Here is a 22067-nt window from a genome sequence, read left to right on the forward strand (position 1 = left end):
TTCGCTTCAGCGGCTTAACCTGTGCAGATTCCGCTGGGTCGATACAGATCTCGTTGACGTCGGTAACGACGCCAATAACGACGTCGGATCAGACACCCCAGATATCGGCCGAACCCGCAAGGCGGTCACAATCGGGCGGTTACTGTCGATCTGGGCGAAGGCCTCGACCATCATGTAGCGGCTCGAGGTCTGCCATTCGTCGTTCTGCTCGAAGAGCACGGCGCCGATGAGACGCATGATCGAAGCATCGTTCGGGAAGATCCCGACGACGTCCGCGTGGCGCTTCACCTCCTTGTTGAGGCGCTCGATCGGGTTCGTAACCGGTATGAGAGGATTGGAGCCCTTGTCCGGCTGTCGGCCTATCCTGCCGGCGGCGTATGCTGCGAGCATCCGGGACAGAGGCTCCGGGAGCACGAAGGTGCGGGCAGGCCGATGCATAGGATGAGCTTTGGTCGCCTAATACATAAAGTAATCCTCCTTCCCAAGATTACACGGAAAGAAGGCTAAGTGGATAGTTAAGCTACGTAGATGTACCGCGTCACGCGTCGTCCTCTAGCACCAATCCAACGAAAGAGCGATCCTGCACACGATCCAGAGTGGGCACTCTCATCCTCGCATGCGCTTCTGAATAGACAGCGCCAGGAAAATGCAGTGGACGAGCCTCCACCCAGGCTGTAGCGTTTACTTTCCACGCCGATCCGGTAGCCGCCTCGATCGAAAACACCTTAAGCATAGGCCTCTCAACCCTCTCTATTGCGCTGGTCGATATATTAAGCCACGTCCCGCTATGCCCACCATTATTGAACTCGACGCGTAACGCGTTGCGCGACTTTGGGTAAATTAAAGCGGCAACGCCAATGACTTTGCATGGCCCATCAATCTCCATTCTAGATCGCTTAGCAGCCAATGGCACCGCAATTAGAGAATTGCGAAACTCACTTTCAGCCTTAGCGAGTTGCACCCGTAGTAATCCACTGGTATGGCGACGTGCAATGGCACTCGGAGGAACTGCTTTTGCAGCGGCCTCGACCACACCTTCTACAATGAAATCCATTAAATCAGGCTTCAAAGCGTAGTGAGCATTGTCCTCGTGCATGTCCGGAGGCATCTTAGATCTCTGAAACTTCCGGCGCCAAGCCTGCGAGACATCGAACCGTACAACGCCATAATGATCGAGAAGCGTTGTAAGCCGCTCATAAAGAGGTGGGCGGCTCTCTGACTGTTCATCAAGCCTCGAAGTAAAGATGGCGGCCACGAGGTTGACCTGTCTGCGAGCACACTCGCGGATGAAGCGTTCTTGATTAAGAAGTGCTACATCAGCATCATATCCACGTCTTACATGTCCAGACTCATTAAGAGCATATTCCCAGATCACGGTGTCACCAGCGCGAGGTCCATTTGCTTCGTCGGTTAGCATTCGGAAGATCGCCATTAGAGATGTTGCAGCGCCAATCGAGCGGTTGACAATATTTGCTCCTGACATGTTTGCAGCTAGGCTACTAGTCCAACCACCTTTACGCAAAGAGTTAGATCCACCGAAAACAAATACCGCCATTGTAGTTTCTCTGTCTGCATTGATTAGGTTATCCGCTGACGAAGGCCTTGTATCGGCTAAATTATCAAATACCGTACAAGTTCCGACTTAAGATCACCATCTAATTGGATTATAGTTGCGAATGCTTCGCAGCGTACAGCCCTTCCCCGCAAAGGATTGGCTGTCAATGCACCGCCCGGTCTGCCTGTTGTTTGTTTAGACTTAAATTGGAGTAAAACTGATCGACTAGGAAGCGCTCTTTCTGCAGAATTCGTCCCAACTGTTCTGCAGGGATTCTGCTGTCAGCCTTGGAAAGGGTAACGTTGACGCGCTCCGACGTATTAAGGAACGTCTCCACCTTGTCCTTGTGGAAGTATTCCGGCACCGTTTCAATAGCGAACTTGTAGAGGCTGGAATTCAGATCCTCTTGACGGAAGATGTGGTGCGCGATATTATATTTCTTCCATATATCGACCATCTCATCATATGATTTAGGTGCGGACATGGCCTTCGCCGGGTATTGCAGGGTTATACGCATGGCACGGAATGACATAAACCCTACACCAAGCGGAGCAAGCAAATCATAACCTTCCTTAAAGATGGCGGCATTTGCCTCATCCAGAATAAAGTCGAGCCATGCGGAAAGATCTTTGTAAAGATCCATTCTGTCCATTGCCTTAATTCGTTTTAATGTGCTACCTTTGCCGTCCAACCCGTACTGATATAGACTGGTATAGAGATCGACAGGATGGCGTACTGTCGAGAAGTACACAGTGCTACGACGATAGTCGTTGCGGATCGGGTGATGTTTTTTTGATTTAACATGTTTAAGAGAACAGCACTCCCGCAGAAAGTGCGAAACGAACGTACTACCTGTTTTCTGATTATCGAGGAAAACCAGTTGACCATAATCATACATTCGACAACGTCCTTCTCTTTGCCACAGCCATCGATGGCTAGTGACAAGGTAGACGCTTGTAAAGCGTATTTTTTGGGCGACTGTGGTGCGTCATCTAGTGTTCTGAGTCTGACGCTTGTTACCGTTTTCCGCGGATTTCATCGAGGGCGTTCAGAGCGCGGCGTTCGGCGGTGGCCTGCGCCCAGGGGGAGGTACGGTTTCAATCTTAGTGCATGACGGGTTGGGGCCACGGTTGAGGTGCCCGGCGTAGCGGGTGCGGTTGGCGAAGCCGGCCACTGCACCGCCAGTGGCGCCGGGGACGGTAGCCAAGCGATGAATGCGGGCGCCTTGTGTTGTACAACTCGATCACACAACACCCACGGGACGGAGGAACGGACGCTTCTCTATCCCTGGCATCCATGGACAGGCTGTCGGGTCTATGTTCACGAGGCCGTCGAGAAGGCGGGCGAGGCGAGATTTCGGTGCAGCCTGACGGGTGTTGCCTCCGCTCGCGCTCTTGAGGTTCCGGCCTGGATGTTCGACCGGGCAGCCAGTCACCACTGGGAGTTGAAGACGGCCCCGTCCGCATCGATCGGGCTCTGGCGGGCCTGGCAGCACTGCTGAACGATGCGGCAGAGGCTCGCGGCGGGCCATCTGGTTCGCGGGATTCGGGCGCAGGATCGACGTCCTTGAACGCGATTCCGGGAGATGCCCATGCCGCGCCGAACGATACCGCAGCAACTCGACCTCTTCGATCCGCCCTCCGTCGCCAGATCGCTTCCATTGCCGGACTGGAGGAGCCTGCCCGACGAGACGCAGGCGACGCTGACCGGGCTGATGGTCCGCCTGATCCTCGACCACGCCGACGGCGCGGACGGGCAGCGGAAGGAGGCGGGACATGATGCATGAGAAGATCGGGCCGCATCACCTGGAGCGCAAGGCGATCCTCCATGTGCGGCAGTCCTCGGCCCATCAGGTTCTGCACAACCGCAAGAGCAGCACCCTGCAATATGCGATGCGCGACCGGCTGGTGGCGTTCGGCTGGAACTCCATCGAGACCATCGACGAGGATCTCGGCCGCTCGGCCGCGGGCGGTGTCGCGCGGGCCGGCTTCGACCGGATGGTGGCCGAGGTCTGCCTCGGCAAGGTCGGTGCGGTCGCGGCGCGCGAGGTGCAGCACTTCGCCCGCAATAGCCGCGACTGGCAGCAGCTGATCGAGATGTGCCGCGTGGTCGACACCGTGCTCGTCGACCAGGAGACGGTCTATGCTCCGCGCCAGGGCAACGACCGCCTGCTTCTCGGCCTGAAGGGCAGCCTCAACGAGTACGAACTCGATCTGCTGCGACAGCGCTCGCTCTCGGCGCGGTACGAGAAGGCCCGCCGCGGCGAGCTGATCGTCGCCGCCCCGGTCGGCTTCGTGAAGGCCGGCGACCGGCTGGAGAAGGATCCCGACCGTCGCGTGCAGGAGGCCCTCAGCCTCGTCTTCGACAAAGTGGCGGAACTCGGCAGCGCCCGGCAGGCTCTGCTCTGGTTTCTCGAACATGGTCTGGAATTGCCGGCCAGGCGCGCCAACGGCGACGTCTTCTGGCGCAGGCCGACCTACGCCTCCATCCACCGGATGATAGCAAACCCGGCCTACGGCGGCGCCTACGCCTATGGCAAAACCCGCGTGGCGCCGAGGCACGGTGCCGCCATCGCGCGCTCCGGCAGCCGCTCGCCGAGCCGCGCGGCGACTGGCTTGCGCTGAAGCCCGGTGCGCATGAAGGTTATGTCGGTTGGGAGCGGGCAGAGGCGATCCGCACGATGGTCAGCAACAACATCCCCGCAAGCCGTCACCGTCGTGCTGGAAGCACGCCTCCCGCGTGACGCGCGCCCAAGCACGGCGATGCCATCGAGGAAGCCCTGCTGCAGGTAGTCGAACCCGGCGCCATCGCTGCCGCCGCCGAAGCAGAGGCGCAGCTGCCGACCGACGCGACCAGGTTCGCGAAGCCCTGCTGCGCGATCTCGAAGCGGCCCGCTATCATGCCGATCGGGCGTTCCGGCAGTTCGATGCCGCCGATCCAGCGAACCGGCTGGTGGCGGCGGAACTGGAGACGCGCTGGAACCGCGCCCTGAAGCAGGCGGCCGACGTCGAGGCCAGAATCGCGATGCATGATGACACAGCGCCCGGACCATCCTCGCTGGCGGCGCTCGACGCCACCAGGCTCGCCGGGAACCTTCGAGCGATCTGGGCCGCCTCCACGACGGATGCACGGCTGAAGAAGCGTATCGTCCGTGCCGTCATTCATGAAGTGGTTGCCGACGTTGATGACGGCGCGTCCGAGATCGTCCTGCTGATCCATTGGATCGGCGGCGCGCACACGGAGATTCGACTGCCGAAGCGGCGGCGGGGACAGCGCAACAGCACCGCCCCCGAGACCATCGCCGCGGTGCGCCATCTCGCACTGATCGCCTCCGATGATCTGATTGCCGGCATCCTCATTCGAAACAGTCTGCTGACCGGCCATGGCAATCGCTGGACGCGTGAGCGCGTCACCGCATTGCGCTCGCATCACAGGATCCCGGTGTTCCGCCCGGCCCCTGACGGCATCGAGCCGTGGCTCAACCTGACCGACGCCGCGCGCCTGCTCGGCGTATCGCCGAAGACCCTGAGGATTGCGGCCGAAGCCGGAGTGGTAGAGGGCAACCACCCCCTGTCCGACGGCCCGTGGCTCTTCCGGCGGTCCGAACTCGCCACACCACAGGCACAGCAAGTCGCGGAGCAAGCCAAGCGGAAGGCAAAACACCCCGCAAGACCGCATCCTGACCAGAAGAACCTATTCCCCTCAACAACATAGAGAGATGGGTGTTATGCAACAGCGTTGTAATGCTGGCGCTAGGTCTCGATCACGATCCGGGCCTCGGCGAGGCTGTAGAAGATCTCCCGTTCAGCAGCTCGGTCTTAGGTAGTTCGGCCTGAACAAGCTTGAAGTGGTTGATCCGGCAGGGAGAAGCCGAGGTTTGTGTCGCCATGTCCTGCAGGATTTCATAGGATTCCGTCCGGAACCCTGCAATTTCAGCTCGCCGCATGAAACACCGCCCCCGTCCTCCCGAGCAGAACGATCTCTTCCGACCGCGCCTGGTCGACATGATCGACCTGCGCCACGAGCTGGTCACGCTGGCGGGGCTCATCGACTGGGAGTTCTTCGAGCGCGAATGGGCGGGGTTCTTTTCGTCCACAACGGGTCGTCCGGCGACGTCGCCGCAGCTGGTCGCCGGTCTGCTCTATCTGCAGCACGCGTTCCGGCTGTCAGATGAGGCCGTGGTCGCCCGCTCGCCACGCTTCGAGCGGAAGATCACCGTCACGCCGGAATGCGGATCGAGCTTAAGCTGGTCCTGCACGATCAGCGCCAGCGCCTGATGGCCGCAGCGGGAGTCGATGGGCCGGGTCGCCACCACCACCGGCAATCGGTGGCCGGGGACAATCATGGCGCCTCTCGCAGCGCCCGCACCAGCGCCGCCGCCCGTTCGGGCGGGACATCGCCCGGAACCCGAAGGATGACGGAGCCAATCTCGATGGTCACCGCCCCGGCAGCGCCACCTTGCTCCGATGCGGCGGTAGGGGCCGGCTCTACCGTCAGGGGCACGAATGCGGCTTCCAGTCCCTCCACAGCTTCCTCGGGCAGAGCCAAGAGCCCTTGCCGCGCCTGACGCCGCCAGTCCGAAAGCTGGTGCGCGAGCACCCCGTGGCGTCGCGCCACATCCGCCACCCGGGCGCCCGGCCGGAAGCTCTCGGCCACAATCCGGGCCTTCACCTCGTCAGGCCAGCGCCGATATCCCCGCGTGCGCCGGACCACCTCGATCCGGCCGCCAAATCGATCTCCACCATCCGCCATCGCCGTGCCTCTCTGAAACCTCAGAGCAAGATTCGCCTCTCGGTCAGCACTGGGGACCGGCGAAATCAATGGGACGGAGCCAGCGCATACGCTGAAGGGCGGGTTCGTGGTCGGGATGCGTTCGCTGCCCAGCAACCCTACGACGGCCACACTCTTGGCGAGGCGCTGGAGCAGGTCGGCATCCTCACCGGCCACCCGGCCAAACGCGCCGGCGTCGACCGCGGATACAAGGGCCATGGCGTCCAGAACACCCAGGTCCTGATCAGCGGCACCCGGCGCGGCCTGACGCCCGCGCTGGCGAAAGCCCCCCGCGGCGCAGCAGCATCGAGCCCGAGATCGGCCACATGAAGACCAACGGCCGCCTCGCGCGCTGCTTTTTGAAAGGCACCCTCAAGGACGCCCTCTTCGCCGTCCTCTGCGGATGCGGCCACAACATCCGAAAGATCCTCGCCTATCTGAGGAAGCTTCTTGCCGCCGTCATCGCCTTCGTCCTGGCGACGATCAGGCGGGAGGAACTCAAGGGTTATAGCCTCGCGGGTGCCTGATCGCGTTGTTCAGGCTGAACTAGGTAGCAGATGCACCGAGTTGCCGGATGGACCGGAGTGGCGGCTTAGGGGGCATTCGGGGCATGAGCGAACCCCTTATCGTCCAGACATTGAAGCAGAAGCGCGCCGAGATCCTCGCGCAGATCAAGGCCTACGAGGCTCAGATCGCGCACGCCAAGCACGACCTCGCCCATGTGAATACGACCATCGAACTCTTCGCGGCGCCAGAGCGACAGCGGGCGCGCTACATCGTGAGCCACGGGTTCTTCAAGAAGGGCGAGATTGCGGAGGTCTGCGTGCAGCACCTCGGTGATGGCGCTGAGATGACGACGCGGGAGCTGGCCGAACGGGTGATGGTCGAGCGCGACCTCGAGATCACCGACGCAGCGCTGCGGAACTCCGTGGTGTTCAAGGCCGTCCAGGCCGCGCCCGAGAACGGTGGATTACCTGCGTGACCTTGTGCAGGAGGCGCCGGTAGCCCATCGGATAGAAGCTCCCGCGGAGCCTTTGGGCGCTGTAGCTTTAGATAACCAGATTGCGGGAGGGGGGTGTGGCCCTCTCAGCTTTGCCGGGCCAGCCAGTCCTGCAGCCGCTCGCGGAAGGCCTTGTCCACAGCGGGACCGTAAAGCACTAGTTCACCGCCTCGTACGTCCTTGAGGAAGAGGCCCGGGCGCGGTTCTGAGACAGGGACCGCCACGTGTTGGTTAGGCACGGCACGCACAGCCGCCTCCTTGCCCGCGTCAACTGCGGGCGCTTTCGCTAGCACCTCAGTCTTGGCCAAACGGTCAGCCAGCAGCGCCAGTTCCTCCTCGGCCGTGGCGGGCTCCGCCTCCGCCAGCGCCTGCACGAGCCGGGCCGCGAAATCCGCCTCCTCCTCAAGCCGCCGCGCGAGGGCCAGCCCCAGCCGCTCGGGCACGGCCGAGGGAAAGCGGAGCGCACCGTCGAGCATCTGGTAGATCCCGAGGAAGGATCCAATCTTCGACCGCTTCGCCCGGCTCGCCGAGGCGTAGAGTTGCTGCAGCGCGAGCTTTGGGGTCGGGAAGACCCCGGCATCCACCGCCTTAGCTGCGATCCGCGCTCGTTCGTAATAAGAGAGGCCGAGGCGGATCTCGTTCTCCTCGACCATGGCCACATAGGCCGCAGCCGCGGTGTCGGGACGGCGCAGGATGGCGAGGGCCGTCGCGAACCGCTCGTCGCCGGTCTCGGAAAAGAGGCGCCGCAGCGCGGTCACCCGCCGCCAGCCCGAGATCAGGCCGAAGCGGCCCTCGCCCATGTCGGCCACCTCGATTGGGCTGCGCTGGCCGTGGGTCGACAGGCTGGTCATCAGGCTTGCCAGTTCCTCGGATTCGATGCCCATCCGGTCGCGAACCAGCCAGCCCTCCTCGATCCGGTCGAGCTCGAGCCGGAGCATTAGCCGCCCCTCGCTGCGGGCGGCACCCAGTTCCTCGGCCACCTCGCGCAGTGCGGCGGTCGCCGCCGCCTCGCCGGTGACCCGGCTGATCGGCGCGGGCGCGAGACCGGGGCCGATCATCGCCTTGGTCTCGGAGGCCGCCGCCGGGGCGAAGCCGCCGAGGGGCGGCACTGTCAGTCGCTTGCGCTTGGCCATGGGCCTGTCTCTCCTGTCCCTCGGGCGACCGATTTGTTTCGCGCGCGAAACATTTCGCCTGCCCCGCCGTCGCCCGTTGTTGCCACTTGTTTCGCGCGCGAAAGGCCTGTCGTCCGTTTCTCGCGCAAGATCCTCATCCCTTGCTTACCGCAAGGAGCGGGTGTCATTTGTTTCGCGCGCGAAACATTCATCCCTCGTTTCCTGCGCAAAACAGGCGGGGCAGGGGACTCACTCTGCCGCCTCGGCCGCCGCCAGTTCCTCGCGCCGCCAGATGCCGACAAGCAGCCGCTTGAAGGCAGCGTAGGTGGCGTCGAAGGTCTCGCGGCCGCGGATGTAGGTGTCGCGGTTGAAGTCGCGGTAATCGGCCTCGTAGATGCCGTTCACCTGCTCGCCCGCCTGCCCGATCAACGCGGTAAAATCCTGCCGCTCGGGGGCCATGGTGCGGCCCATGTAGGCCTGCATGAGGGCCGCCATCTCGCCCTGCTGCGCTCCGTCGAACCGCGTGAGCACCGCACGCACCGCGTCCCATTCGAAGGATAGCTCCTCGCGCCCAAGCGCGCGGGCGGCGATGTTCTCGCCGTCCTCGATCGAGCGGAAGGTCGAGTGCAGCATGTCGAAGAAGCGGCCCGTCGAGTCGAACTCGAGGAACGAGGCGCCGAGCGGCACCAGCAGGATGTCGGCCGCGGCGAGCCCGTTGATGGTCAGGTAGCCAAGGGCAGGGGGGGTGTCGATGAAGATCACGTCGTAGCGGTCGAGCACGCCATCCTCGGCCAGCACTTCGGTCAGCGCGTCCCAGAGCTTCCAGCCGCGCCCCTGCATCCGCCAGACCGGGATCTGGAACTCGGCCCAGTAGAGGTTCAGCTGCGCCCCGATCAGGTCGATGTTGGGCCAGTGGGTCTTGGCGATCAGGTCGCCCGCGCGGATCTTCTGCGCCTCGGCAAGCGTCTCGTCCATCGGCACCGGCTGATCGCCGCGCGACACGCGGATCCGGTTCTCGGCCTGCAGGTGGCCCGCGTAGTGGCGGGCGAGGAGGGGGAAGACCGTGCCCCATTCGTCGGCCACGCGGCCGCCGAAGATCGAGGTCATCGAGCCCTGGCTGTCGAGGTCAACGACCAGCACCCGGTAGCCGTCGAGCGCGGCCGACATGGCCAGATGCGCCGCCGTCGAGGTCTTGCCGACGCCGCCCTTGAAGTTCGCGACGGCCACGAGCTTCGCCGGCAGACCCGCGGGACGGTAGGGGCGGTATTCCTTGGCCTTCGATCCTTCCGCCGCGAAATGGGCACGCAGCCGCAGCACCTCGTCGAGCGTGAACCACTTGGCCCCGCCCTCGGTCTCCGAGATGCCCTGCGGCAGGTCGGGATTGGCCTTCAGCACCCGGCGGAAATGCGCGGTGGCGACCGGGATCAGGTAGCGGGTGATCTCCCAGGTCGAGAAGAGGCGGAGGCTCTTGCGGCCCTCCTCGTTCAGCCCGCGCGAGGCGAGGTCGTCCCGGCCTTGGGCGCAGGCGCGGGCGATCTCGGCGAAGCCCCCGGTAGTCAGCGGGGCCTCGAGGTCCGCCAGCGCCGCGTCGGGCGAGATGTTGAAATAGGGCGGCAGCGGCACCTGAGGCTCGCGCGCGGGCGGCCCCTTGCGCAGTTCCACCCGGCCGCGCGCGGCGGCCTTCCGTCCCTTGGTCTCTGCCATGCCTGTCCCCTTTGCCGGGTCATCTGCTCTGTTTTCGACAAAGTATCACCTTTCAGATGATATGGCAATTTTCTGCGCACATCGGCCTGCAACTTTCTGATTCTTATGGCTGATTCCCACCACTTTCCCCGCGCGGGGCCTCGGCTCTTCTAGGCGTCGTGGCCGGGCTGCATCAGTTAGTTCGGGTTATATATAGTTACGGGCTATGGCGGATTCGGCCAAGCACTTGATGATCCGGGAAAATCGGGCGGCTGGATCGGGGGCGTCCGACTCTGGAACCCCGAAGTGCCGACTCCGAAGCCACGCTCGGGCGACTCCGGAACCCCGATCTTTTGCCGCCCCCGCCGCGGGCCGTGCTGGACGCAAGAGTTGCTTCGGCTTAGGCTCGGCGTCATCGAAACCACGAAGGCGCGAGACATCCCGGGGACACATCGGGGGCCGCACCGTCGAGCAGACAGGCGACGACAAGATGCAGGAGACAGGCGGAGGGCCGAAGGCCGCCGCCGCCCGGAGGGGTGCGCAGGGCGCCCGTCGGGCGGGGCAGCGGGCCCGCCCCGACCCTGCCGGCGAGGCCGGTGCGGGGCAGGGGGGCATGGAGGAGGCCGCGGCAGGCGGGATCCGGAAGGCGGATCCGGAGATGGCTGCCGGAGGATCGCAGGCGGCAGGGCAGGGGAAGACCGCGGCGCGCGGGCTCGCGGGGAAGGGGTCCGCGGCAAGGGCTGCTCCCGCTGCCGCGGCAGCGGCGCCCGTCGCCGCTCGGGAGCCCGCGACCACGAACTTCTTCATTTGCGACATCCTCGATGCGCTGCCGAAGGACGACATGGCCTCGATGGAGCATCCGGTCTTCTCGCTCTCGACCCGGCCCGACCTGCGCGTGCTCGACTATTCCCACAACGGGGTGCGGATCACGGTGACGCCCTCGGTTCGCGGCCTCGCCACGCTCTTCGACAAGGACATCCTGATCTACTGCGTGAGCCAGCTGATGGCCGCGCTGAACGCCGGCCGCGCCATCAGCCGGACGCTGCACCTGACCGCCCACGACCTGATGACCGCCACCAAGCGCGAGACCAGCGGCGACGGCTACCAGCGCCTGCGCGAGGCCTTCGAGCGGCTGGCTGGCACCCGCATCACCACCAACATCGAGCAGGGCGGCCGCGAGATCACCACGGGCTTCGGCCTGATCGAGAGCTGGCAGATCGTGCGCCGCACGAAGGGCGGGCGCATGGTGCAGGTGATGGTGACGCTCTCGGAATGGCTCTTCCAGGCGGTGCTCACGAAATCGGTCCTGACGCTCAGCCGCGACTACTTTCGCCTGAGAAAGCCGCTCGAGCGGCGGATCTACGAACTCGCCCGCAAGCATTGCGGCCAGCAGCCGGAATGGCGGGTCTCAATCGCGACGCTCGCCAAGAAGTCGGGCTCGGCCTCGCCGCTCCGAGTCTTCCGCAAGATGATCCGCGACATGATCGCGGCCGACACCCTGCCGGGCTATCAGCTTGCCGAGGAGCCGGGCGACCTCCTCTGCGTCACCCGGCGCGAGGCGGTGCTGGTGCCGGGCCTCGCCCCCACGCTGCGCGAGGCCACGCTCGAGAAGGTGCGCGCCCTGATGCCGGGCTGGGACGTCCATGCGCTGGTGGCCGAGTGGCACGCCTTCTGGAACCGCAGCGGCCAGCCCCGGCTGAGATCCGCCGATGCCGCCTTCCTGGGATGGATCGAACGCCGTGCCGCCGGTTGAACTGAGCATGGTTGCAAAGAGACCGAGGGGGGCCCTACTATCCGGCATCTTTTTCAGAGAATTTGACGAGTGAAGATTGAAGAAACGGACCTGCCGGGCGTCCTGATCCTGACGCCCAAGGTGTTTGGCGACGCGCGGGGCAGCTTCTGCGAATCCTGGAACCGGGCGACGCTTGCGGGCCTCGGGCTCAACCTTGATTTTGTGCAGGACAACCAGTCGATCAGCCTGCCTATGGGAACGGTGCGCGGCCTGCATTATCAGGCGCCGCCGCATGCGCAGGACAAGCTGGTCCGCGTGGGCCATGGCGCGATCCTCGACGTGGTGGTAGACGTGCGGCTGGGTTCGCCCACCTACGGAAAATGGGTGGGGGTGGAGCTGACCGCCGGGAACGCCCGCCAGCTTCTGGTGCCGAAGGGCTTCCTGCACGGTTTCGTCACGAGAGAGCCTGGGACTGTCGTCCTCTACAAGACCACGGATGTCTATGCGCCCGACTGCGACGGGGCGGTGCATTTCGCCGATCCCGACCTCGGCGTGGACTGGGGGATCGACCCCGCCTCCGCGGTCCTGTCGGACAAGGACGCCCGCGCGCCGCGCTTCGCGAACTGGACCAGCCCCTTCACCTACGAGACCTGAGCCCCATGAAACTGATCGTGACCGGAGGGGCGGGCTTCATAGGCTCGGCCGTCGTGCGGCAGGCGGTGGCGAAGGGCCACCACGTCGTCAACCTCGACTGCCTGACCTATGCCGCCTGCCTCGAGAACCTTTCGAGCGTCGCGGCCGCGCCGAACTACGCCTTCGAGAAGGCCGACATCCGCAATGCGGAGGCCATGGCGCGGGTCTTCGCCACCCACCGCCCCGACGCGGTGATGCATCTGGCGGCCGAGAGCCATGTGGACCGCTCGATCGACGGGCCGGGCGCCTTCATCGACACCAATGTCCGCGGCACCTATGTGCTGCTGGAAGCCGCGCGCGCGTACTGGGTGGAGCAGGGCAGGCCGGAGGGCTTCCGCTTCCACCACATCTCGACCGACGAGGTCTTCGGCACGCTGGGCGGGACGGGCCAGTTCACCGAGGAGACCCCCTATGCGCCGAACTCGCCCTATTCGGCGTCCAAGGCGGCGTCCGACCATCTGGTGCGCGCCTGGGGCGAGACCTACGGGCTGCCTTACGTGCTTACGAACTGCTCGAACAACTACGGGCCGTTCCACTTCCCGGAGAAGCTCATTCCGGTGGTGATCCTGAAGGCGCTCGCCGGCGAGCCGATCCCGGTCTATGGCAAGGGCGAGAATGTCCGCGACTGGCTCTATGTCGAGGATCACGCCGATGCGCTGCTGACCGTGCTCACGAAGGGCGTGAACCACCGCAGCTACAACATCGGCGGCGAGAACGAGGCGCGAAACATCGACATCGTCCGCAAGATCTGCGCGATCCTTGATCGGAAGCGTCCGAAGGCCACGCCTTACGCCGAGCAGATCGCCTTCGTGACCGACCGCCCCGGCCACGACCTGCGCTATGCGATCGATCCGACGCGCATCCGCACCGAGCTCGGCTGGCGGCCCTCGGTCACGCTCGACGAGGGGCTGGAGCGCACGGTCGACTGGTATCTGGCCAACGAGCCTTGGTGGCGCGCGCTGCAGGACCGTGCCGGTGTAGGCCAGCGGCTGGGGGTGAAGGCATGATCCTCGTCTTCGGCCGCACAGGGCAGGTGGCGCGGGAACTCGCGCGGCAGGCGCCGGAGGCCTGCTTCCTCGGCCGCGACGAGGCGGACCTTTCCGATCCAGAGGCCTGCGCCCGCGCGATCCGCGAGGCGAAGCCTGACGCGGTGATCAACGCCGCCGCCTGGACGGCCGTGGACCGGGCCGAGGAGGAGGAAGCCCCGGCGACCGTCGTCAACGGCGCGGCCCCCGGCGCCATGGCGCGGGTCTGCGCGGAGCTCGGCATTCCCTTCGTGCAGATCTCGACCGACTATGTCTTCGACGGCTCGGGCGAGCGGCCCTGGCGGCCCGAGGATCCGGTGGGGCCGCTAGGCGCCTACGGCCGCTCGAAGCTCGCCGGCGAGGAAGCCGTGCGCGCCGCGGGTGGGACCCATGCGATCCTGCGCACCTCTTGGGTCTTCTCGGCCCATGGCACGAACTTCGTGAAGACCATGCTGCGCCTCGGTGCCACGCGCGACCGGCTGACCGTGGTGATGGACCAGGTGGGTGGTCCCACGCCCGCCAAGGACATCGCTGCGACCTGCCTCGCCATGGCCCGCGCGCTGACCTCGAACCCGGACCTCTCCGGCACCTACCACCTGTCGGGCGGCCCGGACGTGAACTGGGCCGATTTCGCGCGTGAGATCTTCCGGCAGGCGGGTCTGCCCTGCGAAGTGCAGGACATTCCCTCGTCCGACTATCCGCAGAAGGCGCACCGTCCGGCCAATTCGCGGATGGACTGTTCCGGCCTTTCCCGCTTCGGCCTCTCCCGCCCCGACTGGCGGCAGGGACTGGCCCGCGTCCTTTCCGATCTGCAAGGAGCCTCCTCATGACCGTACGCAAGGGCATCATCCTCGCCGGAGGCTCGGGCACGCGGCTCTATCCGGTCACGATCGGCGTCTCGAAGCAGCTGATGCCGGTCTACGACAAGCCGATGATCTACTATCCGCTCTCGGTGCTGATGCTGGCCGGCATCCGCGAGATCGCGATCATCACCACGCCGCAGGACCAGGACCAGTTCCGCCGCGTGCTGGGCGACGGCAGCCAGTGGGGGATCGCGCTCAGCTACGTGGTGCAGCCTGATCCGGGCGGCCTCGCCCAGGCCTATACGCTGACCGAGGACTTCCTCGCCGGTGCGCCGTCCTGCATGGTGCTGGGCGACAACATCTTCTTCGGCCATGGCCTGCCGGCGCTTCTGGCCGATGCCGACCGGAAGGAGACGGGCGGCACGGTCTTCGGCTATCACGTGGCCGATCCCGAGCGCTACGGCGTGGTGGCGATGGACGGCGCGGGCCGCGTCACCCAGATCATCGAGAAGCCGAAGGTTCCGCCCTCGAACTATGCCGTCACCGGGCTCTATTTCCTCGACGCCCGGGCGCCGGAACTGGCCCGCGGCCTGAAGCCCTCGGCCCGCGGCGAGATCGAGATCACCTCGCTGCTCGAGATCTATCTCGAGGAGGGCTCGCTCGACGTGACGCGGATGGGCCGCGGCTTCGCCTGGCTCGACACCGGCACCCACGGCAGCCTGCTCGACGCGGGCAACTTCGTGCGCACGCTGCAGAAGCGGCAGGGGATGCAGACCGGCTGCCCCGAGGAGGTGGCCTTCCACAACGGCTGGATCGACGCCACGGCGCTGCGGGCGGTGGCGGCGAAGCTCAACAAGAGCGACTACGGCCTCTACCTGCAGGCGCTGCTCACCGACTAGTTGATGGAGGGCTGAGGCAGAGTTCCGGCCCGGTCCTCCTGACGGCGCCGCGGGGCTTGCCGAGCATGCCGGAGGATACACATTCTTGCATATTTATCCGTCTACGAAGGCCGCCATGCAGGTCGCGCAATGGGGTAGCTTGCTTGCTGTCCGCCTGCCTGCAGAGCTTGTTCGGGACCTCGGGCTCAAGGAATGCGACCGGATCGAGCTGGTGAAGGAGGACGGGCGCGTGAGGGTACGACGCCTGCTTGCGCGGACGAGGTGCTTGCCGATCTGCGCCGCTTCCGGGGCAGGCTGCCTGGGGCCGAGCGCCTGAGCCGCGACGATGCGAGTGATCGCTGAGTTTGCCGCAACCAATGTGGTCCTCTACCTGCTGGATGAGGGCCCGAAGGCGGATCGAGCAGAGAGCATCCTGGCGCAGGCACCGCGCATCAGTGAGCAGGTGCTGAACGAGGCGCTGGTGAACGGCCGCCGCAAGGCAGGTCTCGGCCGGGAGGAGACGGGCGCCTTTCTGGGGGGTGCGCGCCCTGTGCCCGGTCGAGGAGTCGACCCTCCAGACCCATGACGTCCGCCGTGCCCTGGCGGAGCGTTACGGCTTCTCGATCTGCGACGCGATGATCGTGGCCTGTGCCCTGATTGCGGGCTGCACGATGCAGTGGAGCGAGGACATGGCCCATGGTCTTCCCGTGGGGGACCACCTCCGGATCGTGCCCCCCTTCGTCCGGGCGGATTGCTTTCACGATGCTCAGAGCATCCCCAGCTTCGCGGCCCGTTCCAGGAGGATCCTGACCGATGAGGGCTGCCAGCTTGTGCGTCCGCGGGGGGTGCGCTCGCGCATGGCCTCGAGGCGGGTGCAGATCGCCTGGAGTGTGATGTCGGGATCGGCTCCCTTGATGGCGGCGACGATGGCGGGCAGGCGGTCGTCGGTTTCGCGCCGGCCGGCGCGGCCGAGGACGGTTGCGGGGAGGAAGCCGTTGCGGACATAGGCGTTGACGGCGCGCAGGAGGCGGCTCTGGGTCCAATGACGCTCGCGGGGGAGGGGCGCGTTGACGATGCGCAGGACGTCTTCCCAGGCCATGGCGGGGCGCAGGCGGCGGACCTGGGGCACCCAGTCCTGCGCGGTCTCGCCGAGGCGCTCCATGTAGCCGTCGGCGCGGGCGAGGCGGACCTTGCGCAGGGCGGCGGGATCGCGGGTCCGCAGGCCGGGGTTGCCGCCGATGCGTCCCTGGGAGCGGGCGCTGGCGAGGCCTGCCCTGGTGCGTTCGCGGATCAGGGCGCGTTCGAACTCGGCGGCGGCGCCGAGGACCTGGAGGGTGAACTTTCCCTGCGGGGAGGCGGTGTCGATCGGATCCTGGATCGAGCGGAAGAAGGCGCCCCTGGCTTCGAGCCGCTCGATCACCTCGAGGAGATGGGAGAGCGACCGGGCGAGGCGGTCGATGCGGACGACGACGAGGGTGTCGCCGCGACCGATGCGCTCGAGCACGCGGGCGAGGACGGGGCGGGCGCGGTTGCCGCCGGAGGCCTGTTCCTCGTGGATCTCGGCGCAGCCCGCGGCCTTCAGGGCCTGGGTCTGGGGCAGGGGGGTCTGGTCTTCGGTGGAGACGCGGGCATAGCCGATGAGGGGCATGGGGCGGTTCGGGGGCGTTTTGCGGTTTGGGATGTGGTGAGTAAACGACCATTTGTAAACGGATGCAAGGGCGCTCTCTGTGGCCCTGCTCAACGGAAAGCCCTTGGTTTCCATAGGCTGAACTCGATCAGAGAGGTCTCGCAGACCGTCACGCGCGCAGACCTATACATGCAGAGCGAACACATCCCTAAAACGCTTGGGTAAAGTGCAAAAAGGCCGTATTTTGCACATATGAAGCAGCAAGTCTCTACATTGTATGATGATTGCAACGATCCTCTCGATGGCGTCGAAGAGGTTGAGGAGACATCAGACGACGATCTGTGGTTCCTTCCCGGCCCTATCGAAGAAGAACCCGAGGATTTACCGCCCGGGCCACGGGCGGAACCTCGCGGGACGGAGGTTCTTGATGACTGGCGGAGAGCCGAGGCTGACCACGCCGCACGGCTCGCTCGTGTCGCAGGGCGAGTTGGCGCGCTGGACGAACGGCTGAAGCGCGGGCCAGAGGGCTGGCGGCACAGGCTCGCGCTGATCGAGGCGGCCGACCTGAGTTGGTTTGCGGGTGACCGGATCGGGCCGGATTGTCTTGCGCTCTGGACCGCACTGCGCCTGTCGGGCGTGCAAGACGACACGACGGCGCTGGCGCGTGTCGGATGGGCGGTGCGGCGGTTGACGGGCGGGCCGGGGCCGGAACAGGACCTGTCCGCCTTCCTCGACCGCCGCGACCCCGAGAACCTCGGCGATGAGGCCGAGCCTTTCGCGGATCGCGCAAGCGGTTGGCTGGACCTGATGGCGCGAGCCGCTGATCTGCACCCGATTACCCCCGGACTGAGCTGCTCCGGGAACATTTCTAATGATGCAACGGCAACATCTTCAGAAACAGTTCAGGCGAGGCAATGCGACTCTCATCCTGTTTGTCGCGCTGCACCAACGCCCTCTACGCGTATGAGAGCCTTGCCGGGGTGATGTTCAACCCGGCATCCACTGCGACCGGTGATGTCGACATCCTCGTCGGTGATCTTAACCGTTTGCGGCTCCTGACGGAGACGGATGAGCGGGTAGTCTGATGCGCCTGGTGCAGCGGGCTGTGGACCACGCGGAGCTGTGTCTAGTTGAATTTATTCGTCATTCATTCAGATGTGAGTAAATGTAGAAGTATCACTTTATTACAGTATCTTGGAGCATATCATTTTTTCACAGATCTTGTATGTAGGCCAGGGCTGCGCTACATGGATAAATAATGAATATATGAGTTGCCCATGCATGCCATCCTCGAGATCCGAAATCTGACCCCGCAGGAACGCGCCGTCATGGACGCTCTGCTGCGCAGCCCGGACCCTGTCAGCCAGCGCGAGCTGATGTCCCGCATGCGCGACGCCCCCAGTCAGGCGACGATGTCCCGCGTGATGTCAGGGCTGATCGGCAGGGGACTCCTCATCAAGGAGGGGGAGACCCGGGGTGCCCGGTTCTCACTCACGCAGGACGCGCGACGCGTGGCGACGGATCCAAGGCGGCGCACTCCGATCCCCTACGATCCCGACCGGATCGGCGGCTATGTGCCGAACCAGACACATTGGCTCCCCGAGGAGGCAGCCGCCCGGATGCGGGACGCCGTGGAACAGGCAGGGGGACAGCGACTTGATGCTTCCACATACAGCAGGGCGATCGCGGAGAGATTTCTGATCGACCTATCGTGGGCGTCCTCGAACCTGGAGGGGAACACCTATGATCATCTCTCGACGGAGATGCTGATCAAGTACGGCGAAAGCGCCTCCGGTCGGGACCGGTTGGAGACTGCGATGATCCTCAACCACAAGGCGGCCATCTCCTTGATGATGGAGGGACTCGATGGCGCGTTCCCGGACGCCGGGTCCGTTCAGCGCCGACACGTCCTCATGATGCGGGACCTGCTGGACCCGGCCGACCTTGGCACGGTCCGGAGAAGTGCGGTGCAGATATCTGCGACCAGCTACCGTCCCTCTTCCGACCATGTTCTGCTCACAGCCGGCCTCAGTGACCTTCTCGCCAAGGCCGGTCAGGTCGAGGACCCGTTTGAGGCGTCCTTCCTCCTCCTCGCGGGCCTCTCCTACCTGCAAGCCTTCGGGGACGGGAACAAGCGGATGGGTCGGCTTCTCTCGAACGAGCCGCTGCTCCGGGCGGGTCTCCCACCGCTCTCCTTCATTGGGATCGACAAGTCCCCCTACATCCTCGGGCTGATCGAGTTCTATGAGGCCGGCTCGACCGGTCTACTCGGGGAGGCGATCGCCGGGTCCTACGAGATGACGGCGCCGGACTACATCCAGGCGGTGACCGTCCAGCGGGTTCCGCATGGGCTGGAGTTGCGTGAACGGGGCCGTATCGCGGACGCGCTGGGGCGGCTGTTCCGCGGCAGGATCCCGGACGCAGGGGTCGCAGACCTGGTCAACGAGGTTTTCGGGGACCTGAACGAAGCGGACCGGGGCAAGATTGCCGAGATCCTCACCGATACGGCGGATCGGGCCTCGCCCGCCTCTGCCTTCCTTTACGGCGTGACGGAGGAGGACATCCGGGAGCGAAATGATACGAACCGAGGCGCGTAATGACGTATGCGTGTCTGCTCGCCCTCTCCGCGGCTCTGATGATGTGACCGCCCACCTTGGCACATCGATGCCGTCGGGGGGCGGTCACATCATCAGAGCCTCCGGCATCCCTCGATCCCGCAGAAAATGTGCTGCTGTCCGTCCGGCTTGAAGGGGTACCCGCCGTCCAGACGCGTCTGGCGCCCCCGAAACGGCAAGCGAGGCTGCGCGATGATCCAGGCCCGCTCTCCCGGGTTGACCACCGGACCCTCCCACGCACCCGTCACCGCCAGCCTTGTGGTGGGCGCGGCGTCGGGCGCGCGGGTCCCTCCCGTGGACAACCCTCCACCACCGTTCCGACTACGGCTGCCCGAAAACATTGACGTGGGCGCTCTCGCCTGACATCAGAAATCATGCCGACGGGGCAACGATCCTCAGCTGACCGGATGCTCCGGAATTGGGTCTGATGCCGGACGGGGCAGGATGACACCCTAAGCGTTTAGTTCCCGCTGCCGCTTCATGATATCGAGCACGGTGTTCTTGCTGATGCCGAGGTCGCGGGCGATCCAGCGGTAGCTCCGGCCCTGTTTGACCGCTTCGATGACCTTGGGCGCGAGCTTGTCCGACTTCGGCCGCTGGCCGGGCTGACGTCCCAGCTTCTTGCCTCGCGCTCGAGCAGCGGCGAGACCGGACCGAACCCGTTCGCTCAGCAGGTCGCGCTCGAACTGGGCGATGCCGGCCAGTAATGTCGCCATCATGCGGCCGTGCGGGGTGTCCAGTTCGAAAGTCATGCCGCTGAGCGCGATCACCGAAACCTTCCAGCCCGCCAGCCTGTGCAGCGTGTCGAGAAGATCCTGCGTCGACCGTCCCCAGCGCGACAGCTCGGTGACCAGCACCGCGTCGATCTTGCGGGCCTGCGCCAGGTCAATGATCTGGTTGCGGGCGGCGCGGTTGGCGAGGGTGCCGGACGCTGTCTCCCGGAAGACGCCGACAACCTCATATCCGCCACGGTCGGCAAAGGCGGTGAGTTCGGTGATCTGCCGGTCGCACGACTGGTCGGTCGTGGAAACGCGGGCGTAGATGGCGGCACGACGTCCCAATTGAACCTCTGATGGATCCGGCCCTGCAAGTCCATGGAATTGCTGGGGCGAATGGTGTCCCATACAGGCTATTGACTAACAGGGACGGATTCGCATGCCAAGACGTCATGTCCTCACCGACCGCCAGCGGGCTGCCCTGTTCGACCTGCCCACTGACGAGCCGACGCTCCTGCGACACTACACCTTGGCCGACGACGATCTTGGCCACATCCGCGAGCGGCGGCGACCTGAGAACCGGATGGGTTTCGCCCTACAGCTCTGCACCCTGCGGTATCCGGGTCGTAGAGCGGCACCCCGATCGTGCTGTCGCGGTCGGTCGCGAAGGTCCGGTAGAAGGCCGGGTTGGCACTGATGACGGTGAGATCGCTCGCAAGCACGAGCAGGGGGTCGCGGATCGTGTCCACGATGCCCTGCGCCTGGACGTGCGAAAGCCGCAGCAGGCGGTACAGATCGTCGAGGTCCACCGAACTTCCCCACCTTTCACCTTCAGCACCAACCTTTGCAGCGGCTGGCTGAAAGCGCAAGCTTGCCCCTGCAATGCACTGCGCCGAGGCTGCTGATGTGAGCGGCGGCCAGGCTACGGCTTCCGCAGTTGATCCCGGCGCCATGCACGAAGCGGACACCCGTGAAGATCTTAGGGTGTCATCCTGCCCCGCTCGGCAGCAGACCCCTGAAGGTCCTGTCATGGTCGTCGCAATTCTGGCGTCTGGACTACACCCCGAACGAGGCGAGGATCGGGCAGGGTCCGAGATCGCCGTGTTCGCAGGCATGGGCGAGCCGGGAGAGCGCCTCGCGCGCGTCCCGCAGCTCGGCGATGCGCGCGTCGAGCGCCTCGATCCGGCGGTGGGCCAGGACACGGGCGCGGTCCCGGTCCTCTCCCGCATCGAGGTCGAGAAGCTCGCGGATCTCCTCCAGCGTGAAGCCGGCCGACTGCGCCTGCCGGATGAAGCGCAGGCGGCGGAGATCCTCGGCGCCGTAGCGGCGGATGCCGCCCCCATCCGGCGGCACCGGCATCAGGCCGCGCCGCTGGTAGAAGCGGATCGTCTCGACCCCCACGCCGCCCGCATCCGCCAGCCTGCCGATCGTCAGCATCGTCCCCGCCCGCTCCGTACCATGGTACGGAGACTACAGCCCTGCCGCCCTGAAGGCAAATCCGGGAAGGCGGATGCGGCCCCTCCCGGACCGGTCCTGCGAAGGCGGCCTCGCCGGAGGGCATGTCATGGCGCTTCAGGACCGTCCGGTCGGCTCGCCAGGGCAGCACCCGCCCCTGTCGTCAGGCCGCCCTTTCGACCTCGATGGTGACGTGGGACAGGTCGTGAATATGCGCAAGCCTGCCGCGGTAGAAGGCGGGTTCCCGCGGGTCGGGCGTGCGCAGTGTGACGATGGCGCCGTGATGCCCCGGCCCGAGCCGCCAGATGTGAAGGTCGGTGATCCGCACGCCGTCGCGCTCGATCGCCCCGCGGATCTCGTCGGGCAGGTCCTCGTCCAGCGGGACGTAGTCCAGCAGCACCGA

General features: G+C 65.2%; 20 protein-coding genes and 9 pseudogenes. 17 read left to right on the forward strand and 12 right to left on the reverse strand.

Features of this window, described 5'->3' with window-relative positions:
• Positions 1-153: 153 nt before the first annotated feature.
• The 4 genes and pseudogenes from ACTVZP_RS21270 to ACTVZP_RS21285 form a co-directional block, all read right to left on the reverse strand.
• A pseudogene (locus tag ACTVZP_RS21270) lies at positions 154-318 on the reverse strand (transposase); the annotation flags it as partial.
• Positions 319-538: 220 nt separating this feature from the next.
• Positions 539-1555: a hypothetical protein gene (locus ACTVZP_RS21275; protein ID WP_443214149.1), complete on the reverse strand. Its 1017-nt coding sequence runs from the start codon at positions 1553-1555 to the stop codon at positions 539-541.
• A gap of 163 nt (positions 1556-1718) precedes the next feature.
• Positions 1719-2453, reverse strand: coding sequence for a hypothetical protein (locus ACTVZP_RS21280; protein WP_443214150.1), 735 nt, complete (start codon positions 2451-2453; stop codon positions 1719-1721).
• Between the two features lie 205 nt (positions 2454-2658).
• A pseudogene (locus ACTVZP_RS21285) lies at positions 2659-2790 on the reverse strand (IS3 family transposase); the annotation flags it as partial.
• Between the two features lie 356 nt (positions 2791-3146).
• Between ACTVZP_RS21285 and ACTVZP_RS21290 the strand changes: the two are divergent.
• The 4 genes and pseudogenes from ACTVZP_RS21290 to ACTVZP_RS21305 form a co-directional block, all read left to right on the forward strand.
• Positions 3147-3341: a hypothetical protein gene (locus tag ACTVZP_RS21290; protein ID WP_443214151.1), complete on the forward strand. Its 195-nt coding sequence runs from the start codon at positions 3147-3149 to the stop codon at positions 3339-3341.
• Positions 3331-4179, forward strand: a complete 849-nt coding sequence (locus ACTVZP_RS21295) for a recombinase family protein (protein WP_443214152.1) — start codon at positions 3331-3333, stop codon at positions 4177-4179. The genes ACTVZP_RS21290 and ACTVZP_RS21295 overlap by 11 nt, the downstream gene beginning before the upstream one ends.
• Before the next feature lie 115 nt (positions 4180-4294).
• Positions 4295-5269 carry a hypothetical protein gene (locus tag ACTVZP_RS21300; RefSeq protein ID WP_443214153.1) on the forward strand — a complete coding sequence of 325 codons (975 nt, stop codon included), beginning with the start codon at positions 4295-4297 and terminating at the stop codon, positions 5267-5269.
• Positions 5270-5499: 230 nt separating this feature from the next.
• Positions 5500-5745 (forward strand): annotated as a pseudogene (locus tag ACTVZP_RS21305) (IS5/IS1182 family transposase); the annotation flags it as partial.
• Here the strand turns inward: ACTVZP_RS21305 and tnpB are convergent.
• Together tnpB and tnpA are read right to left on the reverse strand one after the other, a co-directional pair.
• Entirely contained in the window at positions 5697-5900 is a 204-nt protein-coding gene (tnpB, locus tag ACTVZP_RS21310; RefSeq protein WP_443214154.1) for an IS66 family insertion sequence element accessory protein TnpB, read from the reverse strand. The pseudogene ACTVZP_RS21305 and the gene tnpB overlap by 49 nt on opposite strands.
• The gene (tnpA, locus tag ACTVZP_RS21315; RefSeq protein ID WP_443214155.1) at positions 5897-6307 is read right to left on the reverse strand and encodes an IS66-like element accessory protein TnpA; all 411 of its coding nucleotides are present in this window, start codon (positions 6305-6307) and stop codon (positions 5897-5899) included. The genes tnpB and tnpA overlap by 4 nt, the downstream gene beginning before the upstream one ends.
• Before the next feature lie 82 nt (positions 6308-6389).
• Between tnpA and ACTVZP_RS21320 the strand changes: the two are divergent.
• Positions 6390-6852 (forward strand): annotated as a pseudogene (locus ACTVZP_RS21320) (IS5/IS1182 family transposase); the annotation flags it as partial.
• A gap of 83 nt (positions 6853-6935) precedes the next feature.
• On the forward strand, positions 6936-7307 hold the full coding sequence (locus tag ACTVZP_RS21325; protein WP_443214156.1) for a hypothetical protein: 372 nt from the start codon (positions 6936-6938) through the stop codon (positions 7305-7307).
• A 104-nt stretch (positions 7308-7411) separates the two neighbouring features.
• Here ACTVZP_RS21325 and ACTVZP_RS21330 read toward each other — a convergent pair whose 3' ends face one another.
• Both ACTVZP_RS21330 and ACTVZP_RS21335 read right to left on the reverse strand, forming a co-directional pair.
• The gene (locus tag ACTVZP_RS21330; protein ID WP_443214157.1) at positions 7412-8458 is read right to left on the reverse strand and encodes a ParB/RepB/Spo0J family partition protein; all 1047 of its coding nucleotides are present in this window, start codon (positions 8456-8458) and stop codon (positions 7412-7414) included.
• Positions 8459-8686: 228 nt separating this feature from the next.
• Positions 8687-10141, reverse strand: coding sequence for an AAA family ATPase (locus ACTVZP_RS21335; RefSeq protein ID WP_443214158.1), 1455 nt, complete (start codon positions 10139-10141; stop codon positions 8687-8689).
• An 820-nt stretch (positions 10142-10961) separates the two neighbouring features.
• Here ACTVZP_RS21335 and ACTVZP_RS21340 point away from each other — a divergent pair.
• The 7 genes and pseudogenes from ACTVZP_RS21340 to ACTVZP_RS21370 form a co-directional block, all read left to right on the forward strand.
• Entirely contained in the window at positions 10962-11873 is a 912-nt protein-coding gene (locus ACTVZP_RS21340) for a replication initiator protein A (protein ID WP_443214166.1), read from the forward strand.
• Between the two features lie 69 nt (positions 11874-11942).
• Positions 11943-12506: a dTDP-4-dehydrorhamnose 3,5-epimerase gene (gene rfbC, locus ACTVZP_RS21345; RefSeq protein WP_443214159.1), complete on the forward strand. Its 564-nt coding sequence runs from the start codon at positions 11943-11945 to the stop codon at positions 12504-12506.
• 5 nt (positions 12507-12511) lie between these two features.
• Entirely contained in the window at positions 12512-13552 is a 1041-nt protein-coding gene (gene rfbB / locus ACTVZP_RS21350) for a dTDP-glucose 4,6-dehydratase (RefSeq protein ID WP_443214160.1), read from the forward strand.
• A complete protein-coding gene (gene rfbD / locus ACTVZP_RS21355) occupies positions 13549-14400 on the forward strand; it encodes a dTDP-4-dehydrorhamnose reductase (protein WP_443214161.1) in 852 nt (283 codons plus the stop codon). The genes rfbB and rfbD overlap by 4 nt, the downstream gene beginning before the upstream one ends.
• Positions 14397-15272, forward strand: a complete 876-nt coding sequence (gene rfbA / locus ACTVZP_RS21360) for a glucose-1-phosphate thymidylyltransferase RfbA (protein ID WP_443214162.1) — start codon at positions 14397-14399, stop codon at positions 15270-15272. The genes rfbD and rfbA overlap by 4 nt, the downstream gene beginning before the upstream one ends.
• A 115-nt stretch (positions 15273-15387) precedes the next feature.
• Positions 15388-15614, forward strand: a pseudogene (locus tag ACTVZP_RS21365) (AbrB/MazE/SpoVT family DNA-binding domain-containing protein).
• Positions 15604-15994, forward strand: a pseudogene (locus ACTVZP_RS21370) (PIN domain-containing protein); the annotation flags it as partial. The pseudogenes ACTVZP_RS21365 and ACTVZP_RS21370, both read left to right, overlap by 11 nt.
• A 23-nt stretch (positions 15995-16017) precedes the next feature.
• Here the strand turns inward: ACTVZP_RS21370 and ACTVZP_RS21375 are convergent.
• Positions 16018-16899, reverse strand: coding sequence for a recombinase family protein (locus ACTVZP_RS21375; protein WP_443214167.1), 882 nt, complete (start codon positions 16897-16899; stop codon positions 16018-16020).
• Positions 16900-17130: 231 nt separating this feature from the next.
• Between ACTVZP_RS21375 and ACTVZP_RS21380 the strand changes: the two are divergent.
• The 3 genes and pseudogenes from ACTVZP_RS21380 to ACTVZP_RS21390 form a co-directional block, all read left to right on the forward strand.
• A pseudogene (locus tag ACTVZP_RS21380) lies at positions 17131-17718 on the forward strand (hypothetical protein); the annotation flags it as partial.
• 143 nt (positions 17719-17861) lie between these two features.
• On the forward strand, positions 17862-17963 hold the full coding sequence (locus tag ACTVZP_RS21385; protein WP_443214168.1) for a hypothetical protein: 102 nt from the start codon (positions 17862-17864) through the stop codon (positions 17961-17963).
• 243 nt (positions 17964-18206) lie between these two features.
• Positions 18207-19475: a Fic family protein gene (locus ACTVZP_RS21390; protein ID WP_443214163.1), complete on the forward strand. Its 1269-nt coding sequence runs from the start codon at positions 18207-18209 to the stop codon at positions 19473-19475.
• Positions 19476-19945: 470 nt separating this feature from the next.
• Here ACTVZP_RS21390 and ACTVZP_RS21395 read toward each other — a convergent pair whose 3' ends face one another.
• On the reverse strand, positions 19946-20554 hold the full coding sequence (locus ACTVZP_RS21395) for a recombinase family protein (protein ID WP_443214164.1): 609 nt from the start codon (positions 20552-20554) through the stop codon (positions 19946-19948).
• Between the two features lie 94 nt (positions 20555-20648).
• Here ACTVZP_RS21395 and ACTVZP_RS21400 point away from each other — a divergent pair.
• Positions 20649-20849: pseudogene (locus ACTVZP_RS21400) on the forward strand (DUF4158 domain-containing protein); the annotation flags it as partial.
• 416 nt (positions 20850-21265) lie between these two features.
• Here the strand turns inward: ACTVZP_RS21400 and ACTVZP_RS21405 are convergent.
• Positions 21266-21646, reverse strand: coding sequence for a MerR family transcriptional regulator (locus tag ACTVZP_RS21405; protein ID WP_443214165.1), 381 nt, complete (start codon positions 21644-21646; stop codon positions 21266-21268).
• A 181-nt stretch (positions 21647-21827) separates the two neighbouring features.
• Positions 21828-22067 (reverse strand): annotated as a pseudogene (locus ACTVZP_RS21410) (cation transporter); the annotation flags it as partial.

It is taken from the genome of Rhodobacter sp. NSM (assembly GCF_052244495.1).
Lineage (GTDB): Bacteria > Pseudomonadota > Alphaproteobacteria > Rhodobacterales > Rhodobacteraceae > Cereibacter_A.